This is a genomic window from Variovorax sp. MPBD4-3 (assembly GCF_058809745.1).
In genome coordinates, this window is the sequence record NZ_JBXASW010000001.1 from 67,565 (window position 1) to 86,935 (window position 19,371).

Below are 19,371 nucleotides of genomic sequence, written 5' to 3' on the forward strand. Positions count from 1 at the left end.
CTCAGGTGGGCGCCAGCGCCGGCAGCCGGCGCAGCGTCGCGATGCGCGAGGCAAAGATGATCCCCGCCTGCAGCACGAAGCCCGCGAGCGCCAGCAGCAGGCAGGCCGACTCGCCATGCGTGGCACCGACCAGTCCGCCGAGCGCCGCGCCTATCGGCCGCGCGCCGGTGTTGATCGTCAGGAACACCGCCGACACGCGGCTCAGCATTGCGGGCGGCGCAACGCTCTGGCGCAGCGTGGCCGATGTGATGACCCAGACCATCGGCCCCGCGCCGAAGAGAAAGAACGACAGCGAGGCCAGCGCCGCGCTGTGCACGAAGAGCGTCGCCGCCATCAGCGCGCCGGCCACGACCGCCGCCGCCGGGCCTATCTGGATGGCGCGCCCGAACGGCATCCGCGCCACCACCCGTGCCGTCAGCAATGCGCCAAACACCATGCCCGCGCCGTACATGGCGAGCGTGAAGCCGACCGCCTGCGCGCCGAGCCCGAGCACGCGCACCGCATAGGGCACGTAGGCTGCCTGCAGCACGAACCACGAGATGTTGAAGACCGCGCCGGTCATCAGCATGGGCCGCAGCAGTTCGTGCCGCCAGACGAAGCGCGCGCCGTCCCTCAGGTCGAGCAGCGGATTGCGCCGCGATGCGGCTTGCACGCGCGGCGCCTCGCCGAGGCTCCACAGCAGGCCGACGGCCGAGACCGACAGCACGGCGGCGAGCACGAATGCAGCCGATGCGCCCGCCCACGCGACGAGCGCGCCTGCCAGTGCCGGCCCGGCAGTGAAGGCCGCGCTGCGGGCCAGTTCCAGCCGCCCGTTGGCCACGGCCAGTGCGTCGCGCGGCACCAGGGCCGGCACCAGCGCAGGCGCCGCGACGCTGAAGCCCACCGTGCCCACGGCACCAAGAAACCCGAGCACCGCAAGCCATGCAATGCCGAGCTTCGACCAGAGCACAAGCGCGAGCAGCATCAGCAGCGACGCCGCCCGCAAGCCTTCGGCCCACACCATCAGCCGCCGCCGCGACATGCGATCTGCCAGCAGGCCCAGCGGCATGGAGACCAGCAGGAAAGGCAGTGTCTGGATGGCCGCGAGGAAGCCGATTTCTCCCGGCCCGGCCTTGAGCGCCAGCACGGCGACCAGCGGCACGGCCGCGAGGCTCAACTGTTCGGCGGACTGCGCGGCGAGGTTGGACCACGCGAGATTCCGGAAGGCGCGGGGCGGCGGTGTTGTCGTCGGCGTCGTGGTGGCGTTCATGCCGGCATCGTGCGGCCGGCCGGCCAATGGCGCTGGCCGCTTCCGGACACGAGCATCAGCGCCGGGGCTTCGGCTTCGATGCAGGCGAAGACACTGGCGAGACGACCTCCATCACGAAATCGATGAACGCGCGCACTTTGGCGGCCGGCAGGTGGCGTGACGGATAGAGCGCATAGAGCGCAAGCCGCTCGTCGGGCCAGTCGGGAAACAGGTCGACCAGCTCGCCGCTGTCGAGTTGCGGCTGTATGCCTACGGCCTTGATCTGCGCCACGCAGATGCCGGCGAGCACGGTTTCCAGCACGGTGCCCGGGTCGGTGAGCAGCAATCGCCCGGTAGTGGGCACCTGCACGAGCTTGCGTCCGCGCTGGAACTCCCACGAATAGGGTTGCCCCGTGGCTGGATTGCGCACCTGCAGGCAGGCATGGCCGCCGAGATCAGCCGGCTTCGCGGGGCGACCATGCCGTGCCAGGTAGGCGGGCGTTGCGACGGTGACGACGCGCGAGTCCATCAGCTTGCGAGCCACCAGCGACGACGACGGCGGCTCGCCGAAGCGCACGGCGATGTCGAAGCCTTCGGCCACCAGGTCGCCGAGCTGTTCGCGCGCGACCAGTTCCAGCGTGAGTTCGGGGTATTGCGCAAGGAAGCGCGGCAGGTGGCGCGCCAGCAGAAGGCGTGAGGTGAATGCGTCGGTGTTGACGCGCAGGCGCCCGCGCACCGCGCCGGATGCGCCCGACGCGATCGTCACCGCGTCCTCGATGCCAAGCACCAGCGGATTGATGTTGGCGTAGAGCAGCCGGCCTTCGTCGGTGAGGTTCAGCGAGCGCGTGGTGCGGTCGAACAGCCGCACGCCGATGCGTGCCTCGAGCCGCGCGATGGAGCGGCTCACTCCGGAGGGGGTGAGGCCCAGCGCCGTGGCGGCGTTGGCGAAGCTGCCGCCTTCGACCACGGCGGCCAGCACGCTGACGTTGGAGAGGAGGCGTCCGTCGAGTGTCATTGCGCGCGTTTTTTAATTGGTGATCAGGTGTCATGAATCATATTCCGCTCAGTCGCTTTACTCAAAGATGACCCGTTCCTACCATTCGACCCCATCGTGACTCCACGCATTCGAAAGGAAAGTTTCATGTACGCAATCACCGGTATCACAGGCAAGGTCGGCGGTGCCGTCGCGCGCAACTTGCTGGCCGCGGGCCAGCCTGTTCGAGCAGTCGTCCGCGACGCGGCCAAGGGCAGCTTCTGGGCCGACCAGGGCTGCGAGGTCGCCATCGCGGAAATGGAGGACGCGCAGGCGCTCACCCATGCCTTCACCGGCGCGACGGGTGTCTTCGTGCTGCCGCCTTCGGAGTTCGATCCGCAGCCCGGGTTTCCCGAGGCGAGGGCGGTGATCGGCGCGGTGCGCCAGGCGCTCGATGCCGCGCGGCCCGCCAGGGCGGTGTGCCTGTCGACCGTGGGCGCGCAGGCCGCGCAGCCCAACCTGCTGAGCCAGCGCACGCTGATGGAAGAAGCGCTGGCCACGCTGCCGCTTCTCGTCACTTTCCTGCGGCCCGCATGGTTCCTGGAGAACCTGGCCTGGGACATCGCGCAGGCCCGCGAACAGGGCGTGCTCTCCAGCTATCTGCAACCGCTGGAGCGTGCGGTGCCGATGGTCGCCACCGCCGACGTGGGCCGCGTCGCCGCCGAATTGCTGACGCAGCCGGGCGAGCCGCCGCGCATCGTCGAGCTCGAAGGCCCGCAGCGCCTGAGCCAGCACGACATCGCGGCTGCGTTGTCGGCGGTGCTGGGCCGCGCGGTGCAGGCGCAGGCGGTGCCGCGCGAGACCTGGGGCGCGGTCTTTCTTGCGCAGGGCATGCGCGACCCGGTGCCGCGCATCCAGATGCTCGACGGCTTCAACGAGGGCTGGATCAGCTTCGCGGGCGGCGATGCCGACGTGCGCAAGGGCACCGTCGGCGTGGCGGACGTGATCCGGTTGCTGGCGGCGTCCTAAGTCGTCCTGATGGCCTCGGCCTGCATGCGCTCGAACCACTCCGCCACGTACGCCGCCTCCGGCGCGGCGTCGGGCGACAGGCCGTAGTAGTACCGGTCCAGCGTCATGCGCAGCGCGGGCAGCGGCGACTGCAGCCGGCCGGAGGCCAGGTCGTGCGACACCAGGGATGTGGGCGCCAGCGCGATGCCCAGCCCGTCGACCGCGGCCTGCAGCACGAAGTGCAGGTGGTCGAACTGCAGCCGGCCGGCGGGCCTCGCGCGCGGCGCGCCGAACTGCTTCTTCCAGGCGTCCCAGTCGTCCTTGCGGGTCTTGGCCGACAGCAGTACGTGTGACGCCAGCGAACGCAGGTCGTCCAGCGGATGGGTCTTGAAGAGAGAGGGCGCGCCGACCACCAGCACCTCGTCTTTCAGGAAGGGGCGCGCCTTGATGGACGGCGGCCAGCCTTCGCGCCCCCGCCGCACCGCGATGTCGAAGCTGTCGACCGCCTGCTCGGGCATCACGGTGCTGGTGACCACCTGCGGCTCGATGTCGGGATATTGCTCGACGAAGGACGGCAGGCGCGGAATGAGCCAGCGCACCGCGAAAGAAGGGCGCACGTTGATGCGCACCGCGCGCGCCGTGCCCTGTGCCTGCAGCGCCCGCGCAGCAGCGCCGATCTGCGCCAGCGCCGGTTCGACCTCGGCAAAGAACTGCTGCCCCTCGGCGGTCAGCGCCACCTGGCGGATGCGGCGCTCGAACAGCTCGACGCCCAGGAACTCTTCCAGGGCCTTGATCTGCCGGCTCACGGCGCTGTGCGTGACATGCAGCTCGAGCGCCGCGCGCGTGAAACTCAGGTGTCGGGCTGCGGCGGCAAAGGCGCGCACGGCATTGAGGGGCGGCTCGCGAAACTGCATGCGTGCAATTTTCTCACGCATGGCCGGCGTTTAAGTCGTTTGTCAGGCACGCGTGGCGCGGCGCACCATCGGCGCTCGATGTCCAGCTCTCCACCCGCTCCCGCCCCGAATTCCACCGACCTGGATTCCCGCCACGCCGCGATGGCGCTCGGCCTCTCGCTGCCCGCCGACGTGGTGCTCTACCTGCTGCTGCCGATGTATGCCGACCAGTTCGGCGTGACGCTGGCCGAGGCCGGCATGCTGCTCGCCGCCAACCGGCTGGTGCGCATCGCGGGCTACGGCTTCGTCGCCCGCTTCTATGCGCGCAACGGCGACCGGCCCACCTGCACCCTGGCTGTCGTGGCGGCCGCGGTCTGCGGGCTCGGCTACGCCACGCTCTCCGGCTTCTGGGCGCTGCTGCCGCTGCGGCTGATGTGGGGCCTGTGCTTCGCGGCGCTGAACCTGTCGACGCAGGCCCTGGCCACGGCCGACCCGCTCGGCGCGGCGCGGCGCAACGGGCGCTCGCGTGCCGTCATCGCGATGGGGCCGGTGCTGGCGCTGCCGCTGGGCGCGTTGCTCGCGCACTGGGTCGGGCCGCGCGCGATCTTCGGCATCCTCGCGGTGTTCTCGCTGCTCGCCTGCCTGGTCACGCGGCGGCTGCCCTCGGCACCGCATCCGGTGGGCAAGCCTGCGGGGCGCTTCAAGCGGCCCAACAGCCTCGACGGCTGGTCGTTCATGGAAGGGCTGACGCTGGACGGGCTCTTCATCGTCGGCCTGTCCTACCTCGGCAAGGACCTGATGCCGGGCGGCGCGGTGATCGTCGCCGGCGTTCTGATGGCGCTGCGCTACCTGGCGGAGATCCTGCTGAGCCCGGTCGGCGGGCACATGGCGGAGCGCTTCGGCGCCGAGCGGCTGCTGGTGAGCCTGTCGCTCGTCACGGCCATTGCGCTGGTGGGCTTCGGCCTCGGCTGGCTGTGGAGCTGCGCGGCGCTGATCGTGGTGCTGCGCGCCTTGCAGCTGCCGCTGCTGCCGCCCATCGTGGCGCGGCGCACGCCCGGACCGGAGCGTGTGCAGGCGCTGGCCGCGCGATCCGTCTGGCGCGACATCGGCGCCGGCACCGGGCCGCTGATCGCGGGGCTGCTGCTGCCGGTGGCTTCGCCGCCCTGGATCTACGGCATCGCCGCGCTGCTGCTGGCGCTCACGGCGCTGGCCTGCGGCTGGAACTCGCCGCCCGTGGCCGCGGATGCGGATGCGGCGGGCACCATGGGCTGAACACCAATCCCGTCTTTCCCCTATCACCTGGAGCTCCCGCAATGACCACGCCGCACGCCATCGAAACCCTGGCGCAGCTCGAAGCCCTGTTCGGCCAGCCCGGCGAAGCCGCGCTGAAGAAAGAGGTGCCGTACCTGCACCCGGCCTACCGGGCGTTGATCGAGGCGTCTCCCTTTGCCGTGCTCTCGACCATCGGCCCCGGCGGCCTCGACGCCTCGCCGCGCGGCGACCCGCCGGGCTTCGTCATGGTGCAGGACGAAAACACGCTGCTGATGCCCGAGCGGCGCGGCAACAACCGCATCGACAGCCTGCGCAACATCGTGGCAGACCCGCGCGTGGCGCTGCTGTTCCTGATTCCCGGCGTGGGCGAGACGCTGCGCGTGAACGGCAGGGCGCGCATCACCGTCGAGCCGCAGCTGCTGGCCCGCCACGCGATGGAAGGCAAGCCGCCGCAGTGCGTGATCGAGATCCGCGTCGATACGGTGTTCTTCCAGTGCGCGCGTGCCATCCAGCGCTCCAGGCTGTGGGAGCCGGTGCCGGCGGATGCGAAGCGCACGGTGCCGACGCCGGGGGCCATTCTTTCGGCGTTGACCGAAGCCGCGTTCGACGGGGAAACCTACGACAGAGAGCTGCCTGCAAGGCAGAAGGCCACGCTGTATTGAGCGCGGGCGGCCGAGCCGGCCCTCTTCAGCCTTCGGCGCGAAAAGCCCTGCTGGAAACAGCCACCGGATTGCCGTCCGGGTCCTTCGCATTCGCGAACGCGTAGCCGTTGGCCGCGTGCGTGGGGCCGAACGCCAGGCCGTTCGCCGCGCTCCTTTGCTTGAAGCCTTCGATGTCCTCGACATCGAACATCAGCTTCACGCCGACCTGCCCGAGCTTCACGCTCTTTGCCGCCTGGTGGATCAGCAAGTGGGCGCCGCCGTTCGTGGACCTGAGTTCGATCAGGCCTTCCACGACTTCGAGCGTCGAGTCGAACCCGAAGTGCGTGCAGTAGAACGCCGCCGTCGCCCGCATGTCGCGGGCGTACAGGAGGATGGTGTGGAGCGGTGGTGTTGTCGAAGTCACGGGCGGGATTGTGCCTTTGCGCTTTTTCGCTTTCTGCGCTCAGGCCCGCCCTGGCGCCACTACCTGCTCCGTGCGCGAGTCGTGCCCGATGATCAGCACCAGCACGAAGGCCACCACCGACAGCAGCGCGAGGAAGATCACCGCGTAGATGTCGTTGCCCATGCGGTCCTTCAGCGCGCCGAAGATCGTCGGGCCGATGTAGCCGCCGAGGTTGCCGATGGAATTGATCCACGCAATGCCTGCCGCCGCGGCGGTGCCGCTCAGGATGGCGGTGGGCAGCGTCCAGAAGGTGGGCAGCGCGCTGAAGATGCCGAAGGCGGCCAGCGTCACGGCGGCCATCTTGGGCACGGGCGAGCTGGTCTCCGCGGCCAGCACCAGGCCCACGAAGATGCACGCCAGCGGAATCAGCAGGAACCACTTGCGCTCCTTGCGCGCATCGGAAGCGCGCGTCCAGAACAGCATGGCGACGGCGCCGACCAGGTACGGGAACGCGTTGATGAAGCCGATCTGCACATTGCTCAGCCCGCCGAAGCCCTTGATGATCTGCGGCAGGAAGAAGCTCAGGCCGTACAGCGGCACGGTGATGCCCATGTAGACGAAGCCCAGCCCGATCACGCGCGGGTTCAGCAGCGACTGCTTCCAGGAGATCTTGTTGATCGACTCGCGGTTCTGGCGCTCGGCGTCCAGCGTGCGCTGCAGCCAGGTGCGTTCTTCGTCGGTGAGCCACTTGGCGTCCTTGGGGCCGTCGGGCAGGTACATCAGCACGAAGAAGGTCAGGATGAGCGAAGGCACCGCCTCCAGGATGAACAGCCACTGCCAGCCGTGCATGCCGCCGATGCCGTCCATGTTCAGGATGTAGCCCGAGATGGGCGAGCCGATCACGGTCGAGATGGGAATCGCGAACATGAACCAGCCCACGATGCGCGCGCGGTACGCCGCCGGAAACCACAGCGTGATGTAGAAGATCACGCCGGGGAAGAAGCCGGCCTCGGCAATGCCCAGCAGGAAGCGCACGATGTTGAAGCTGGTCGCGCCGCCCACCCAGGCCTGCGCCGCCGACAGGACGCCCCAGCTGAACATGATGCGGGCAATCCAGCGGCGCGCGCCGAAGCGTTCGAGCGCCATGTTGCTGGGCACCTCGAACAGGAAGTACGCAAGAAAGAAGATGCCGGCCGCGCTGCCGAACACGGCGGCGGTGAAGCCCAGGTCCTTCGACATGGCCGCGCCGGCGAAGCCGAGGTTCACGCGGTCGAGGTAGGCGATGAAGTAGCTGATCATCAGCAGCGGCAGAAGCCGCCAGCTGATCTTCGAGATGGTTCTCTGTTCGACGGGGTTCATGGTTGTCTCCGGTGTTGTGTGGATTGGTTTTTGTGGAGGCTGTCGCTGCGGGGTCAGTGGTGGGGTGATGGCTCCTGCTGCTGTTGCTGTTGCGCCCGCATGACCTGGTGCCGCTGCCAGTAGTGGCCGGCCGCGGCCTTGAAGTGTTCCTTCTGCTTGCCCAGGCCGCCCAGCTTGACCTTGGTGGTGCGCGCGCCGCCGAGTGTGCGCTTGTCGTGGTGGGTGACGATGAGGGTGTCGCCGAAGCTGCTGTCCTTGTAGGTCAGGCCCTTGACCTCGTCCCACGGAATCGGCGCGGCGCCGTCGGCGCTCGGGTGCAGGCCGCTGTAGCTCACGTCGATGCGGTTGCCGTTCTTCAGCGCAAAGCTGACCGGCGGAAAGTGGCGCAGCACCACGGCGCGCTCTTCTTCGGTTGCCGGCTCGTAGCGGTAGGCGAGGCTGAGCTCGTGGTTCTGCGCGAAGCGCTGCTCGTACTCGCTCCACATGCGCTGCTCGATGGCGGCGGCGGTCTCGATGAAGTCGGCCCACGAGGCCTGCGGCGCGGCGGCGACGATGGCGCCGTAGGCGGTCTCGGGCACGTGGTGGCCGACGTTGCGCATGCGCTCCAGCAGCGGCGGATGGCTGTCGTAGGGGTGCGGAACGCCGGCGGTCTTCATGGCCTCGATGAAGTCTTCCGAGCCGGCATACGGCGGCAGTCCGGCCGCCACGAAGCCGGCGATGCCCAGCGCGCCGTCGTGACGGCGGTCGTGCTCGAACAGCCTGCGCTCGACGTCGTTGCGGTAGCTGGCGTAGGCGGAGATCTTGATCAGCGACTGCACGATGGCACTGGGCGCCGTGAGGCCGGCGGCCACGCGGTCGGCCCTGTGCTCGCGCTCGCGGCTGTCGCGTGCAAGGGCGAACGCGAAGATCATGCGGTACAGGCGCAGCAGGTAGTGCGCCACGATGGTCAGGCCGGCGCCACGCATCTTCCAGGTGTACTGGTCGAACTGCAGCAGCTTGGGGCCGAGCGCTGCGCTGCTGCGGGTGTCGCCGCCGCCCAGGTGGGCCAGCTCATGCGCCAGCACCGCGTCGGCTTCGGTCTGGTCGAGCACGCGCAGCAGCGGAATGCTCACGAACAGCGTGCGGCCTTGCAGCGCTTGCCCGCGCACTTCGCAGGGTGCCTCGGTCACGAAGAAGTTGGTGTCGATACCCGCCACGATCTGGTCGGGCGGCGCGGTCTGCACGCGGGCGGCCAGCTGGCGGATGCGCTCCCACAGGCGCGGTGCATCGGCCTCGGCGACCGGCTCGCCCTCGATCTCGTTGTCCGAGGGCAGCTTCTTGAACAGCGTGTAGACGGCATAGAACACGGCCGCCGCTGCCGCGATGCCTGCGATGGCGATCAGCTTGATGTAGTAGCTGTGCCAGAAATAGGCGGTGACCCAGAACGACAGCCACACCAGCATGGCGCCCTGCAGCACGACCTCGACGGCGCTCGACACCGTCATCAGCCGCCAGCCTGCGACGAAGCTGGCATAGCGCAGGCCGCGGTTGGCAAAGGCCAGCGCGCCCAGCACCAGCGCCGCCGCGAGCAGCGCGGCGCCGAGCCCGATGGTCCAGATGGCGGCGCGGTCGGCCCAGTGGAACTGCCACTGCATCGAATAGGGGCTGCAGACCTTGTCGTGGAAGTTCCTGTCTTCGGGCGACGTGGCGTCGCAGGCCTTGGAGAGCGGATGCGAGCGATAGAAGGCAGTGGCCTCGGCCTTGTCCTCGGGCGAAAGCCGGGCGTCGCTGGCGATGCGCTTTTCTATCGATTGAAGGAAGGCCGTGTCCTGCGAGCGCAGGGCGTATTCGGTGAAGACCAGTGTCGCGGCCGGAATGGCGAAGAGCGACACCAGCGTCAGCGCGAACACGCGCAAGAGATCGGTGCGGATCGTGCGGGCAAGAGCCATCGATAACTTCTCCTGGAAAGCGATTGCTGTGTTTCGTTATGGGGCGGTCCGGGGAAGCCGATAGCGTAGCGGGCGCGGCGCATGGAGTGAAGCGCCGCATGCGTCAAGCGGCCGCCGGCACCGACCAGCTACCGAATAAGGTTATCGCTTTTGAATACTTCCGCGCTCCGGGGCGCAGGTATAGCCTTCGTGCTCGCCCATGGCTGTCACTTCCGTCACTCCCTCCGTTTCTTCGTCCCGCACCGGCCCGTCTCCGGTCGCATGGATCGCCGGTGTCGGCGCCAGCGCCGGCCTGGGTGCTGCACTGGCGCGGCGCTTCGCGGTCGAAGGTTTCATCGTCGCGCTGACCGGGCGCACGCAGGCCCAGCTCGATGCGGTGGCCGCGGAAATCGTGGCGTCCGGCGGGCGCGCGCATGCGTTCGCGGGCGACGTGGCGAGCGAGGCCGAGATCCACGGCATTGCGCAGAAGGCGAGGGCGTTGGGGCCGCTCACCGTGGCCATCTTCAATGCCGCGAGCGCCGTGCGCGCGCCGACGCTGGAGCTTTCCGTCGAGCAGTTCACGCAGGCCTGGCGCACCAGCGCGCTGGGCGGTTTCATCTTCGGGCACGAGGCCTTGCGCGGCCTGCTGGCCAACAGCTTCGAGGCGTCCGGCTCGCAAGGGCGCGGCACCTTGCTTTTCACCGGCGCCACCGCGGCGCTGCGCGGCAAGCCGCCGTTCGCGGCCTTCGCGGCGGCCAAGGCCGCCTTGCGTTCGCTGAGCCAGAGCCTGGCGCGCGAGTTCGGCCCGCAGGGCGTGCACGTGGCGCATGTGGTGATCGACGGCGGCATCGACGGCGAGCGGCTGCGCACCGGCGCGCCGCAGCGCGTGGCGCAGGCCGGCGGCGACGGCCTGCTGCAGCTCGAGGCCATCGCCGAAAGTTACTGGCAGCTGCATGTGCAGCACCGCAGTGCGTGGACGCAGGAACTCGACCTGCGCCCCTTCAAGGAGCCTTTTTGATCAAGGCAACAAGCAGCAGGAGCCAGACCGAATGAGCGTCGGATCGAACAGCCAGTTGCTGGCCGCCACGCTGCCGTCGGTGGAGGCGGAAGTCAACTACCTCAAGGCGGGCGAGGGCCGCCCGGTCAGCTACACCTTCGAGCCGCCGCCCGGCACGCCGTGGGTCACGGGCAGGCTGGAGCCGCGCCGCGTGACCATCCGCGACGGCCGGCCGCTGGTGGCGCTGAACGAACTGTCGCTCGACCGCAGCGGCTTTACGCAGATCTCGCACCGCAGCGCGGTGGCCGACTTCTCGCACGACGCCACCATCCGCGACATCTACTACCGCGAGTCCGAGGCGCTGCTGCGCGACATCACGGGCGCCGAGAAGATCGTGGTGTTCGACCACACGCTGCGCGACAGCGCCCAGGGCTCGCGCCGCACGGCCGACCTGCGCGAGCCGGTGCGCCGCGTGCACAACGACCAGACTTTCGTCTCCGCGCCGCGCCGCGTGCGCGACCACCTGCCGCCCGAAGAAGCGGCGGAGCGCCTGAAGCACCGTTTCGCGATCGTCAACCTCTGGCGCCCGCTGGCCACGGTGGAGCGGCTGCCGCTCGCGCTGTGCGACGCGCGCTCCATCGCCTTGGAAGACATGGTGCCCGGCGACCTCGTCTACCCCGACAAGGTCGGCGAGATCTATTCGTTCACCTACAACCCCGGCCACCGCTGGTACTGGTTTCCGCGGCTTCGGCCCGACGAGGCGCTGGTGCTGAAGATCTACGACTCGCGCGACGACGGCACCGCGCGCTTCACCGCGCACACCGCCTTCGAAGACCCCGGCAGCGCGCCCGAAGCGCCGCCGCGCCGCAGCATCGAGCTGCGCGCGCTGGTGTTCTGGCCGGCCGGCAGATGAGCGCGGGCAGGCAACTGCGGCTGGGCGCGTTCATGCGCCCGGTGAGCATCCACACCGGCGCGTGGCGCTACCCGGGCGCATGGCCCGATGCCAACTTCAACTTCGCGCGCATCAGGCAACTGGCGCAGACGCTGGAGCGCGGCCGCTTCGACGCCTTCTTCATGGCCGACCACCTGGCCGTGCTGAACATGCCGATCGAGGCGCTGCAGCGCAGCCACACGGTGACTTCGTTCGAGCCGTTCACGCTGCTGTCGGCGCTGGCGCAGCACACGCAGCACATCGGGCTGGTGGCCACCGCTTCGACCACCTTCGACGAGCCTTTTCACATCGCGCGCCGCTTCGCCTCGCTCGACCACCTGAGCGAAGGGCGCGCGGGCTGGAACATCGTCACCACCTCCAACCCCGACGCCGCGCTGAACTTCGGCCGCGAAGACCACATGGAACACGACGAGCGCTATGCCCGCGCCCGCGAGTTCTACGACGTGGTCACGGGCCTTTGGGACAGCTGGGCCGACGACGCTTTCGAGCGCGACGTGGAGAGCGGCCGCTTCTTCGACCCCGCGCGGATGCACGTGCTGAACCACAAGGGCAAGTACCTGTCCGTGCGTGGGCCGCTGCACATCGCGCGGCCGGTGCAGGGCTGGCCGGTGATCGTGCAGGCCGGCGCGTCGGAGCCCGGCCGGCAACTTGCCGCCGAGACCGCCGAGGTGGTGTTCTCCGCGCCCGGCACGCTGGAGAACGCCAGGCGCTTCTATGCGGACGTGAAGGGCCGCATGCAGAAGATCGGCCGCGAGCGCGACCATCTCAAGATCCTGCCGGGCGCCTTCGTGGTGGTCGGCGACACGGTGGAGGAGGCCAGGGCCATCCGTGCCCGGCTCGACAGCCTGGTGCACTACGACAGCGCCATCGCCTCGCTCTCCGTCGCGCTCGGCCACGATGCCTCCGGGTTCGACCCCGACGCGCCCTTGCCCGAAGTGCCCGAGACCAACGCGAGCCAGAGCGGGCGCGAGCGCGTGATCGACCTGGCTCGGCGCGAGAACCTCACGGTGCGGCAGCTGGCCCAGCGCCTGGGCGGCTACGGCGGCCTGGCTTTCGTCGGCACGCCGCAAAGCATTGCCGACGAGATGCAGGAATGGCTGGAGGCCGAAGGCTGCGACGGCTTCAACGTGATGTTCCCGTGGCTGCCCGGCGGGCTCGATGCCTTCGTCGACAAGGTGGTGCCCGAACTGCAGCGCCGCGGCATCTTCCGGCGCGAGTACGAAGGTCGTACCTTGCGCGAGAACCTCGGCCTGCCGCGCCCGGCCAACCGATTCTTTGCCCAGAATTAGCGCCGCCTGAGCGCAGACCCCACGGCTGCAGCGATTGCCGCGCTTGGCGACAATCGGGTCAATGCGTTCTTCTCCTTTCTTCAAGATGGCCCTGTTGCTGGGCCTGCTCTCGGCCATCGGGCCATTCGCCATCGACATGTACCTGCCGGCGCTGCCGGCCATCGGCCAGAGCCTGCATGCCGACATCGGCGCGGTGCAGATGAGCCTCACGGCGTTCTTCCTGTCGCTCGGCGCGGGCCAGCTTCTCTACGGGCCGATCTCCGACATGGTCGGGCGCAAGCCGCCGCTGTACGCCGGGCTGGTGCTGTTCGCGCTGGCGAGCGTGGGCTGTGCCATGGCCACCGACATCCAGACGCTGATCGTGCTGCGCTTCGTGCAGGGCCTGGGCGCCGCCGCCGGCATGGCGATTCCGCGCGCGGTGGTGCGCGACCTGCACACCGGCACCGACGCGGCGCGGCTGATGTCGCTGCTGATGCTGGTGTTCAGCGTGTCGCCGATCCTTGCGCCGCTCGCGGGCAGCGCGGTCATCGCCTTCGCCGGCTGGCGCGGCGTGTTCTGGGCCGTGACCATCGCGGCGGTGGCGGGCCTGGCCATGATGGTCAAGCTGCTCGACGAGACGCGCCCGGCCTCCGAGCGCGTGGAAAGCAGCCTCGGCAGCGCGCTTTCGGCCTACTGGCTGCTGCTGCGCGACCGGCACTACCTTGGGCTGGTGTTCATCGGCAGCTTCGCGATGGCGGGCTTCTTCACCTACCTGGCCAATTCGTCGTTCGTGATGATCGACCACTACGGCCTGTCGCCCGCGCTGTACAGCGTGGCCTTCGGCGTGAACGCCGCCGCCTTCATCGCGGCGTCGCAGTTCACCGGGGCGCTGGGCGAGCGCTACGGGCTGGTCAACCTGGTGAAGTTCGGCGTGGTCTGCTGCGGCGTGGCGATGGTCGCGATGTTCGTGTACTTCGCGGCGGGCGGCGACAGCATCTGGGTGCTCATCGTCCTGTATTTCATCGCCTCGGGTTTCATGGGGCTGGTGATTCCGACCACCGGCGTGCTGGCGCTCGAAATGCACGGCGCCATCGCGGGCACCGCCTCGGCGCTGCTCGGCACGCTGCAGATGCTGACGGGCGCGCTGGCGATGGCGCTGGTGGGCCTCTTCACCGACGGCCGCCCGCTGCCTATGGTGGCCGGCATGGCCGCCGGCGCGCTCATCGCGCTGGTGCTGACCTGGCTCACGCTGGGCGGCGTGCGCTCCGAACCCGCCGCGCGGGCGCAGCAGGCCTGAGCGATGAACACCGTGCGCGCAGGCACTGCGCTTCCGGCGAACGAAGGCACACCGGGCCCGGTGCCCATCGACGGGCTGGCCCCGCGCGAGCGCCGCTGGGCGATGCTGGTGATCGTGCTCGGGCTGATCGTGTCGGTGCTCGACGGCACCATCGTCAACCTGGCGCTGCCGGGCATTGCGCGCGAGCTTCAGGCCAGCCCGTCCCAGGCGATCTGGGTGGTCAACGCGTACCAGATCGCCACGCTGGTCATGCTGCTGCCGCTGGCGTCGCTGGGCGACCTGGTCGGCTACCGGCGGGTGTACCTCGTGGGGCTGGCGGTGTTCACCTTGTCGTCGCTGGCCGCCACCTTCGCCAATTCGCTTGCCACGCTGACCGCCGCACGTGCCTTCCAGGGGCTGGGCGCGGCCGGCATCATGAGCGTGAACGCGGCGCTGGTGCGGCTGACGTACCCCTCGTCGCAGCTGGGCAAGGGCATGGCGCTGAATTCGCTGGTGGTGGCCACCTCGTCGGTGGCCGGGCCTTCGGTGGCGGCGGCGATTCTTTCGGTGGCTTCGTGGCCTTGGCTCTTTGCCATCAATGTGCCGCTGGGCATCGTGACCTTCGCGCTGGGCATGCGGGCGCTGCCGTTCAACCGGGTGGCGCCGGCCGCCGGGCTGCGCTTTTCTCCTGTGGACGTGGCGCTCAACGTGCTGATGTTCTCGCTGGTGTTCCTGGGTGTCGACCGGCTGGGCGTGCGTGAGGGCGGGGTGCAGGGCGCCGGCGGCTCGCAGGCCTCGGCCTGGGGCATCCTGCTGGCCGGGCTGGCGGTGGGCTTCGTCTACCTGCGGCGGCAGCGTAGGCAGGCGGTGCCGCTTTTCCCCATCGACCTGCTGCGCATTCCGGTGTTCGCGCTGTCCATGGGCACTTCGGTGGCGGCGTTCTGCGCTCAGATGCTGGCCTACATCGCGCTGCCGTTCCTGCTGCTCGACGCCTACGGCCGCAGCCACATCGAGGCCGGCCTGCTCATCACCGCGTGGCCGCTGGGCATCGTGGTCATGGCGCCCATTGCGGGGCGGCTGATCGGGCGCTACCCCGACGGGCTGCTGGGCGGCATCGGCCTGGCCTTGCTGGCCGGCGGCCTGGCGCTGCTGGCGGCGCTGCCGGCGCACCCGGGCAATGCCGACATCGCCTGGCGCATGGCGCTGTGCGGCCTGGGCTTCGGGCTGTTCCAGTCGCCCAACAACCACACCATCGTGACCTCGCCGCCGACGCACCGCAGCGGTGCGGCCAGCGGCATGCTGGGCACGGCCCGGCTGACGGGGCAGACGCTGGGCGCCGTGGTGCTGGCGGCGGTCTTCAGTCTCTGGAGTCCGCACGGCGGCCACGGCCCGGTGGTGGCGCTGGTGCTGGCGGCGTGCTGCGCGGCGGTGGCGGCGGTCTTCAGCAGCTTGCGCCTCAAGACGACAAAACCGGGCGGCTGAATGAGTTAGGGTGCTGACCTATGAAGGAAGTACCTGACACGGTGGTCTGCCCCGGCTGCGACGCGATCTACGGCCGCACGCCGCTGCAGCCGCGCGACGTGGCGCATTGCCCGCGCTGCGGCACCGAGCTGGCCCGGCACCCCGGCCAGCAGCAGCGCCGCATCCTTCCGCTGACGGTGGCCTGCCTGATCATGTTCGCCATCGCCAACCTGTTTCCCATCGTCGAGATCGAGCTGCAGGGCCTGCGCAGCCAGACCACGCTGGCCGGCGCGGTGGTGGCGCTGACCGCCGAGGGCATGTCGGTGGTGGCGCTGCTGGTGCTGGCCACGACCATTCTTTTTCCGTTCCTGCAGCTGTGCATCCTGGCCTACCTGCTGGTGCCGCTGAGCCGCGAGCGCCGGCCGGCTGGCTTCGCGCTGCTGGTGCGGGCGATGCAGTCGCTGCGGCCCTGGGGAATGATCGAGGTGTTCCTGCTGGGCGTGCTGGTGGCCATCGTCAAGCTGTCGAGCATGGCCACCGTGGTGCCGGGGCCGGCCCTCTGGGCCTTCATGGCGCTCACGGTCATGCTGACGGCGGTGCTCTCGTTCAACCCCGGCGCGTTCTGGGAAATGACCTTCCGGCCGAAGGCGCCCGATGCCGGCGCGGACGAGGGCGGGGCCTCCGCATGAAGTTTTTTCCCTTTCGCAGGGCCGCCCGGGAAGAGCACGCCCACGACGTCCACGAGGACGATGATGCCCCGGTCGCCACCGCCGCGTCGCTCGGCCTGATGGCCTGCCGGCACTGCGGCGCGGTATGGAAGGACGCGCAAGAGGGCGAGGCCTGCGGCCGGTGCGGCACCCGTCTGCACACGCGCAAGCCGCAGAGCCTGAACCGCACCTGGGCCTTCCTGATCGCGGCCTGCATGATGTACATACCGGCCAACCTGCTGCCGGTGATGATCACGCGCACGCTGTTCGGCGCGCAGTACGACACCATCCTGAGCGGCGTGATCTATTTCTGGGTGTCGGGCGCCTACGGGCTTGCGGCCATCGTCTTCATCGCCAGCTTCCTGGTGCCGCTGTTCAAGCTCGCGGTCCTGCTGCTGCTCGTGGTGCTGGCGCAGCGGGGCAGCACCTGGCGCCAGCGCGAGCGGGCAAGGCTTTATCACATCATCGAGGTCATCGGCCGCTGGTCGATGCTCGACGTGTTCGTGGTGTCGCTGCTGACCGGGCTGGTGCAGATCCAGGGTTTCGCGGTCATCACCGCGGGCGTGGGCATCGCGGCCTTCGGGTCGGTGGTGGTGCTCACGATGCTGGCTTCGCTGAGCTTCGATCCGAAGCTCACCTGGGACAGCAAGGAAGAGCAGGCCCTCGCCGAGGGCCGGGACGTTCCGCAGGAACATGGCAAAAGGGACGAGAAACCAGCATGAGTGATCCAGAGCAACCGCAAGACGACAAACCGGCGCCACCCGCGCTCCCCAGGCCGCGCGTGGCGCGACGGCGCGAGTGGCTGCCATCGCTGATCTGGCTGATTCCCATCGTCGCGGCGCTGGTCGGCATCACGCTGGTGGCGCGCATCCTGATGGAGCGCGGCCCCGAGGTGGTGCTGACCTTCAAGACCGCCGAAGGCCTGGAGGCCGGCAAGACCGCCGTCAAGTACAAGGACGTGCAGATCGGCCTCGTCACGCGCCTGCGGCTGGCACGCGACCGCTCGCACGTGCGCGTGCTGGTGCAGTTCAACAAGGATGCCGAGAGCTTCACCGCATCGGACTCGCGCTTCTGGGTGGTGCGCCCCCGGCTGGACACCTCGGGCATCTCGGGGCTGAACACCTTGCTCTCGGGGGCCTACATCGGCGCCGACGCCGGCGTGTCGAAGGAAACCTCGGGCGAATTCACCGGGCTCGAAACCCCGCCCATCGTCACGCGCGACGACTCGGGCCAGCAGTTCCTGCTGCGCGCCAACGACATCGGCTCGCTGGACGTGGGCTCTCCTGTGTATTTCAGGCGTGTCAAGGTCGGGCAGGTGGCCGCCTACGAACTCGACGGCGACGGGCGCGGCGTGACCATTCGCGTGTTCATCAATGCGCCCTACGACAAGTTCGTCGGCATGAACACGCGCTTCTGGCAGGCCAGCGGCATCGACGCGCAGCTCAGCGCCAGCGGCTTCACGCTGCGCACGCAGTCGCTCGCAACCATCTTGCTGGGCGGCATCGCTTTCCAGGCGCCGGACGACGCGATGGGTCCGTTGGCCAAGGCCAACGCATCGTTCACGCTGGCGCAGGACGAGGCCACGGCCATGAAGGAACCCGACGGCCCCTCGCAGACGCTGCTGATGTACTTCAACCAGTCGCTGCGCGGCCTGACGCCGGGCGCGCCGGTCGACTTCCGCGGCGTGGTGATCGGCGAGGTCAAGTCGATCGGCGTGGAGTTCGACCGCGCCGAGCGCGAGTTCCGCATGCCGGTGCTGGTGCAGGTCTACCCCGACCGGCTGCGCCGCAGGGAGAACCACGGCAACGCCGAAGCCACAGAGTCGCGCTCCACGCAGCAGGAGCGGTTGCGCTTCCTGGCGGAGAAGGGCCTGCGCGCCCAGCTGCGCAACGGCAACCTTCTGACCGGGCAGGTCTACGTGGCGCTCGACTTCTTCCCGAAGGCGCCGGCGGCCAGGATCGACGTGACGAAGAACCCGATCGAGCTGCCCACGGTGCCCAACAGCCTCGACGAGATCCAGTCGCAGGTGCAGGAAATCGCGACCAAGCTCAACAAGGTGCCCTACGAGCAGATCGCGGGCGACCTGCGCACCACGCTCGCCACGCTCAACAAGACGCTGACCGCCGCCGAGCAGACGGTGAACCGCATCAACAGCGACGTGACGCCTGAACTGGCCGCGGCCATGAAGGACGTGCGCAAGACCGTCAACACGGCGGAGCGCACGCTGGCCGACGACTCTCCGCTGCAGCAGGACATGCGCCAGACGCTGCGCGAACTGACGCGCGCGGCCGGCTCGGTGCGCGTGCTGACCGACTACCTCGAGCGCCACCCCGAATCGCTGCTGCGCGGCAAACCGGACGACAAGAAATGAAGCTGAAACTTGCATTCCTCGCACTGGCGGCCGTGCTCGCGGGCTGCGCCAGCAAGCCCGACAACTACTACACGCTCGCAAGCCCGGTGGCCGCGGCCGACGCGGCGCCCTCCACATTGGGCGGCGCGGCGCCGCTGTACATCGAGCTGGCGCCTGTGGCCGTGCCTGAACGCCTGGCCCGTCCGCAGATGGTGGTGCGCCAGCCCAACGGCAGCGTGCAGGTCGAGGTGCTGGAGCAGCACCGCTGGGCCTCGTCGTTCGAGAACGAACTGCGCGACGCGCTGGCCAGCGGCATCGCCGGGCGGCTCGGTGCGCTCGACGTGACCAAGGGCGGCCGGCAGACGTCGCAGCCGGTGTGGCGCATCGCGGTGCAGCTGCAGCAGTTCGACGCGGTCGACGGCGGGCGCGTGGATGCCGGCTTCAGCTGGACCCTTCGGCGTTCCGACGAAGCGCGCACGCTGGTGTGCCAGCTGAGCCTCGGCGAAGCCGTGGGCAACGGCATGGACGCGGTGGCGCGCGGTGCGCAGCGCGTGACCGCCGCGGCGGCAGCGGCCATGGCGCGCAGCGTGGATGCCGCGCGCGCGAATCCGTCGGCCACCAGCTGCGCGAGCTGACCCTGCCTTTCTCCCTCCCCCTCTGGGGGAGGGCAGGGGTG

General features: G+C 69.4%; 18 protein-coding genes. 12 read left to right on the top strand and 6 right to left on the bottom strand.

The window, feature by feature from the left end:
- Position 1: 1 nt before the first annotated feature.
- Positions 2 to 1,249 (bottom strand): MFS transporter, encoded by a 1,248-nt coding sequence (locus AC1RVW_RS00270; RefSeq protein WP_493197283.1) that lies wholly within the window; start codon positions 1,247 to 1,249, stop codon positions 2 to 4.
- A 55-nt stretch (positions 1,250 to 1,304) separates the two neighbouring features.
- Entirely contained in the window at positions 1,305 to 2,243 is a 939-nt protein-coding gene (locus AC1RVW_RS00275; RefSeq protein WP_493197285.1) for a LysR family transcriptional regulator, read from the bottom strand.
- A gap of 126 nt (positions 2,244 to 2,369) precedes the next feature.
- Here AC1RVW_RS00275 and AC1RVW_RS00280 point away from each other — a divergent pair, with 126 nt between their 5' ends.
- On the top strand, positions 2,370 to 3,230 hold the full coding sequence (locus AC1RVW_RS00280; RefSeq protein ID WP_493197287.1) for an NmrA family NAD(P)-binding protein: 861 nt from the start codon (positions 2,370 to 2,372) through the stop codon (positions 3,228 to 3,230).
- Here AC1RVW_RS00280 and gcvA read toward each other — a convergent pair.
- Complete coding sequence (gcvA, locus tag AC1RVW_RS00285) at positions 3,227 to 4,123, bottom strand: transcriptional regulator GcvA (protein ID WP_493197509.1); 897 nt, start codon at positions 4,121 to 4,123, stop codon at positions 3,227 to 3,229. The two genes, AC1RVW_RS00280 and gcvA, sit on opposite strands and share 4 nt — an antisense overlap.
- 78 nt (positions 4,124 to 4,201) lie before the next feature.
- On the opposite strand from gcvA, the gene AC1RVW_RS00290 reads away from it, so the two are divergent.
- Both AC1RVW_RS00290 and AC1RVW_RS00295 read left to right on the top strand, forming a co-directional pair.
- On the top strand, positions 4,202 to 5,374 hold the full coding sequence (locus tag AC1RVW_RS00290; RefSeq protein WP_493197288.1) for an MFS transporter: 1,173 nt from the start codon (positions 4,202 to 4,204) through the stop codon (positions 5,372 to 5,374).
- A 41-nt stretch (positions 5,375 to 5,415) separates the two neighbouring features.
- Positions 5,416 to 6,036 (top strand): pyridoxamine 5'-phosphate oxidase family protein, encoded by a 621-nt coding sequence (locus AC1RVW_RS00295; protein ID WP_493197290.1) that lies wholly within the window; start codon positions 5,416 to 5,418, stop codon positions 6,034 to 6,036.
- 25 nt (positions 6,037 to 6,061) lie between these two features.
- On the opposite strand, the gene AC1RVW_RS00300 is transcribed toward AC1RVW_RS00295, so the two are convergent.
- From AC1RVW_RS00300 to AC1RVW_RS00310, 3 genes are read right to left on the bottom strand one after another with little or no spacing between them, the layout of a single operon-like run.
- The gene (locus AC1RVW_RS00300; protein ID WP_493197292.1) at positions 6,062 to 6,439 is read right to left on the bottom strand and encodes a VOC family protein; all 378 of its coding nucleotides are present in this window, start codon (positions 6,437 to 6,439) and stop codon (positions 6,062 to 6,064) included.
- 39 nt (positions 6,440 to 6,478) lie between these two features.
- Positions 6,479 to 7,777, bottom strand: a complete 1,299-nt coding sequence (locus tag AC1RVW_RS00305; protein ID WP_493197294.1) for an MFS transporter — start codon at positions 7,775 to 7,777, stop codon at positions 6,479 to 6,481.
- Between the two features lie 53 nt (positions 7,778 to 7,830).
- The gene (locus tag AC1RVW_RS00310; RefSeq protein WP_493197295.1) at positions 7,831 to 9,705 is read right to left on the bottom strand and encodes a M48 family metallopeptidase; all 1,875 of its coding nucleotides are present in this window, start codon (positions 9,703 to 9,705) and stop codon (positions 7,831 to 7,833) included.
- Between the two features lie 199 nt (positions 9,706 to 9,904).
- Between AC1RVW_RS00310 and AC1RVW_RS00315 the strand changes: the two genes are divergently transcribed.
- From AC1RVW_RS00315 to AC1RVW_RS00355, 9 genes are all read left to right on the top strand, one after another.
- Positions 9,905 to 10,702, top strand: coding sequence for an SDR family NAD(P)-dependent oxidoreductase (locus AC1RVW_RS00315; protein ID WP_493197297.1), 798 nt, complete (start codon positions 9,905 to 9,907; stop codon positions 10,700 to 10,702).
- Positions 10,703 to 10,733: 31 nt separating this feature from the next.
- Complete coding sequence (locus AC1RVW_RS00320; RefSeq protein WP_493197299.1) at positions 10,734 to 11,594, top strand: CmcJ/NvfI family oxidoreductase; 861 nt, start codon at positions 10,734 to 10,736, stop codon at positions 11,592 to 11,594.
- A complete protein-coding gene (locus tag AC1RVW_RS00325; RefSeq protein ID WP_493197301.1) occupies positions 11,591 to 12,922 on the top strand; it encodes an LLM class flavin-dependent oxidoreductase in 1,332 nt (443 codons plus the stop codon). The genes AC1RVW_RS00320 and AC1RVW_RS00325 overlap by 4 nt, the downstream gene beginning before the upstream one ends.
- A gap of 61 nt (positions 12,923 to 12,983) precedes the next feature.
- Positions 12,984 to 14,198, top strand: coding sequence for a multidrug effflux MFS transporter (locus AC1RVW_RS00330; RefSeq protein WP_172839891.1), 1,215 nt, complete (start codon positions 12,984 to 12,986; stop codon positions 14,196 to 14,198).
- 3 nt (positions 14,199 to 14,201) lie between these two features.
- Entirely contained in the window at positions 14,202 to 15,659 is a 1,458-nt protein-coding gene (locus tag AC1RVW_RS00335) for an MFS transporter (protein ID WP_493197303.1), read from the top strand.
- A gap of 20 nt (positions 15,660 to 15,679) precedes the next feature.
- The gene (locus tag AC1RVW_RS00340; protein ID WP_493197305.1) at positions 15,680 to 16,327 is read left to right on the top strand and encodes a paraquat-inducible protein A; all 648 of its coding nucleotides are present in this window, start codon (positions 15,680 to 15,682) and stop codon (positions 16,325 to 16,327) included.
- On the top strand, positions 16,324 to 17,067 hold the full coding sequence (locus AC1RVW_RS00345) for a paraquat-inducible protein A (RefSeq protein WP_409195496.1): 744 nt from the start codon (positions 16,324 to 16,326) through the stop codon (positions 17,065 to 17,067). The genes AC1RVW_RS00340 and AC1RVW_RS00345 overlap by 4 nt, the downstream gene beginning before the upstream one ends.
- Complete coding sequence (locus AC1RVW_RS00350; RefSeq protein ID WP_493197307.1) at positions 17,064 to 18,716, top strand: PqiB family protein; 1,653 nt, start codon at positions 17,064 to 17,066, stop codon at positions 18,714 to 18,716. Before AC1RVW_RS00345 ends, AC1RVW_RS00350 begins: the two co-directional genes overlap by 4 nt.
- Entirely contained in the window at positions 18,713 to 19,330 is a 618-nt protein-coding gene (locus AC1RVW_RS00355) for a PqiC family protein (RefSeq protein WP_493197309.1), read from the top strand. Before AC1RVW_RS00350 ends, AC1RVW_RS00355 begins: the two co-directional genes overlap by 4 nt.
- Positions 19,331 to 19,371: the final 41 nt, after the last annotated feature.

What these genes read in the sequence shown, in the direction of transcription:
- AC1RVW_RS00335 (WP_493197303.1), top strand. Translation starts at nt 14,202, where the DNA reads ATGAACACCGTGCGCGCAGGCACTGCGCTTCCGGCGAACGAAGGCACA.
- AC1RVW_RS00315 (WP_493197297.1), top strand. Translation starts at nt 9,905, where the DNA reads ATGGCTGTCACTTCCGTCACTCCCTCCGTTTCTTCGTCCCGCACCGGC.
- gcvA (WP_493197509.1), bottom strand. Translation starts at nt 4,123, where the DNA reads ATGCAGTTTCGCGAGCCGCCCCTCAATGCCGTGCGCGCCTTTGCCGCC.
- AC1RVW_RS00330 (WP_172839891.1), top strand. Translation starts at nt 12,984, where the DNA reads ATGCGTTCTTCTCCTTTCTTCAAGATGGCCCTGTTGCTGGGCCTGCTC.
- AC1RVW_RS00310 (WP_493197295.1), bottom strand. Translation starts at nt 9,705, where the DNA reads ATGGCTCTTGCCCGCACGATCCGCACCGATCTCTTGCGCGTGTTCGCG.
- AC1RVW_RS00280 (WP_493197287.1), top strand. Translation starts at nt 2,370, where the DNA reads ATGTACGCAATCACCGGTATCACAGGCAAGGTCGGCGGTGCCGTCGCG.
- AC1RVW_RS00345 (WP_409195496.1), top strand. Translation starts at nt 16,324, where the DNA reads ATGAAGTTTTTTCCCTTTCGCAGGGCCGCCCGGGAAGAGCACGCCCAC.
- AC1RVW_RS00295 (WP_493197290.1), top strand. Translation starts at nt 5,416, where the DNA reads ATGACCACGCCGCACGCCATCGAAACCCTGGCGCAGCTCGAAGCCCTG.
- AC1RVW_RS00270 (WP_493197283.1), bottom strand. Translation starts at nt 1,249, where the DNA reads ATGAACGCCACCACGACGCCGACGACAACACCGCCGCCCCGCGCCTTC.
- AC1RVW_RS00355 (WP_493197309.1), top strand. Translation starts at nt 18,713, where the DNA reads ATGAAGCTGAAACTTGCATTCCTCGCACTGGCGGCCGTGCTCGCGGGC.
- AC1RVW_RS00340 (WP_493197305.1), top strand. Translation starts at nt 15,680, where the DNA reads ATGAAGGAAGTACCTGACACGGTGGTCTGCCCCGGCTGCGACGCGATC.
- AC1RVW_RS00325 (WP_493197301.1), top strand. Translation starts at nt 11,591, where the DNA reads ATGAGCGCGGGCAGGCAACTGCGGCTGGGCGCGTTCATGCGCCCGGTG.
- AC1RVW_RS00320 (WP_493197299.1), top strand. Translation starts at nt 10,734, where the DNA reads ATGAGCGTCGGATCGAACAGCCAGTTGCTGGCCGCCACGCTGCCGTCG.
- AC1RVW_RS00305 (WP_493197294.1), bottom strand. Translation starts at nt 7,777, where the DNA reads ATGAACCCCGTCGAACAGAGAACCATCTCGAAGATCAGCTGGCGGCTT.
- AC1RVW_RS00275 (WP_493197285.1), bottom strand. Translation starts at nt 2,243, where the DNA reads ATGACACTCGACGGACGCCTCCTCTCCAACGTCAGCGTGCTGGCCGCC.
- AC1RVW_RS00290 (WP_493197288.1), top strand. Translation starts at nt 4,202, where the DNA reads ATGTCCAGCTCTCCACCCGCTCCCGCCCCGAATTCCACCGACCTGGAT.
- AC1RVW_RS00350 (WP_493197307.1), top strand. Translation starts at nt 17,064, where the DNA reads ATGAGTGATCCAGAGCAACCGCAAGACGACAAACCGGCGCCACCCGCG.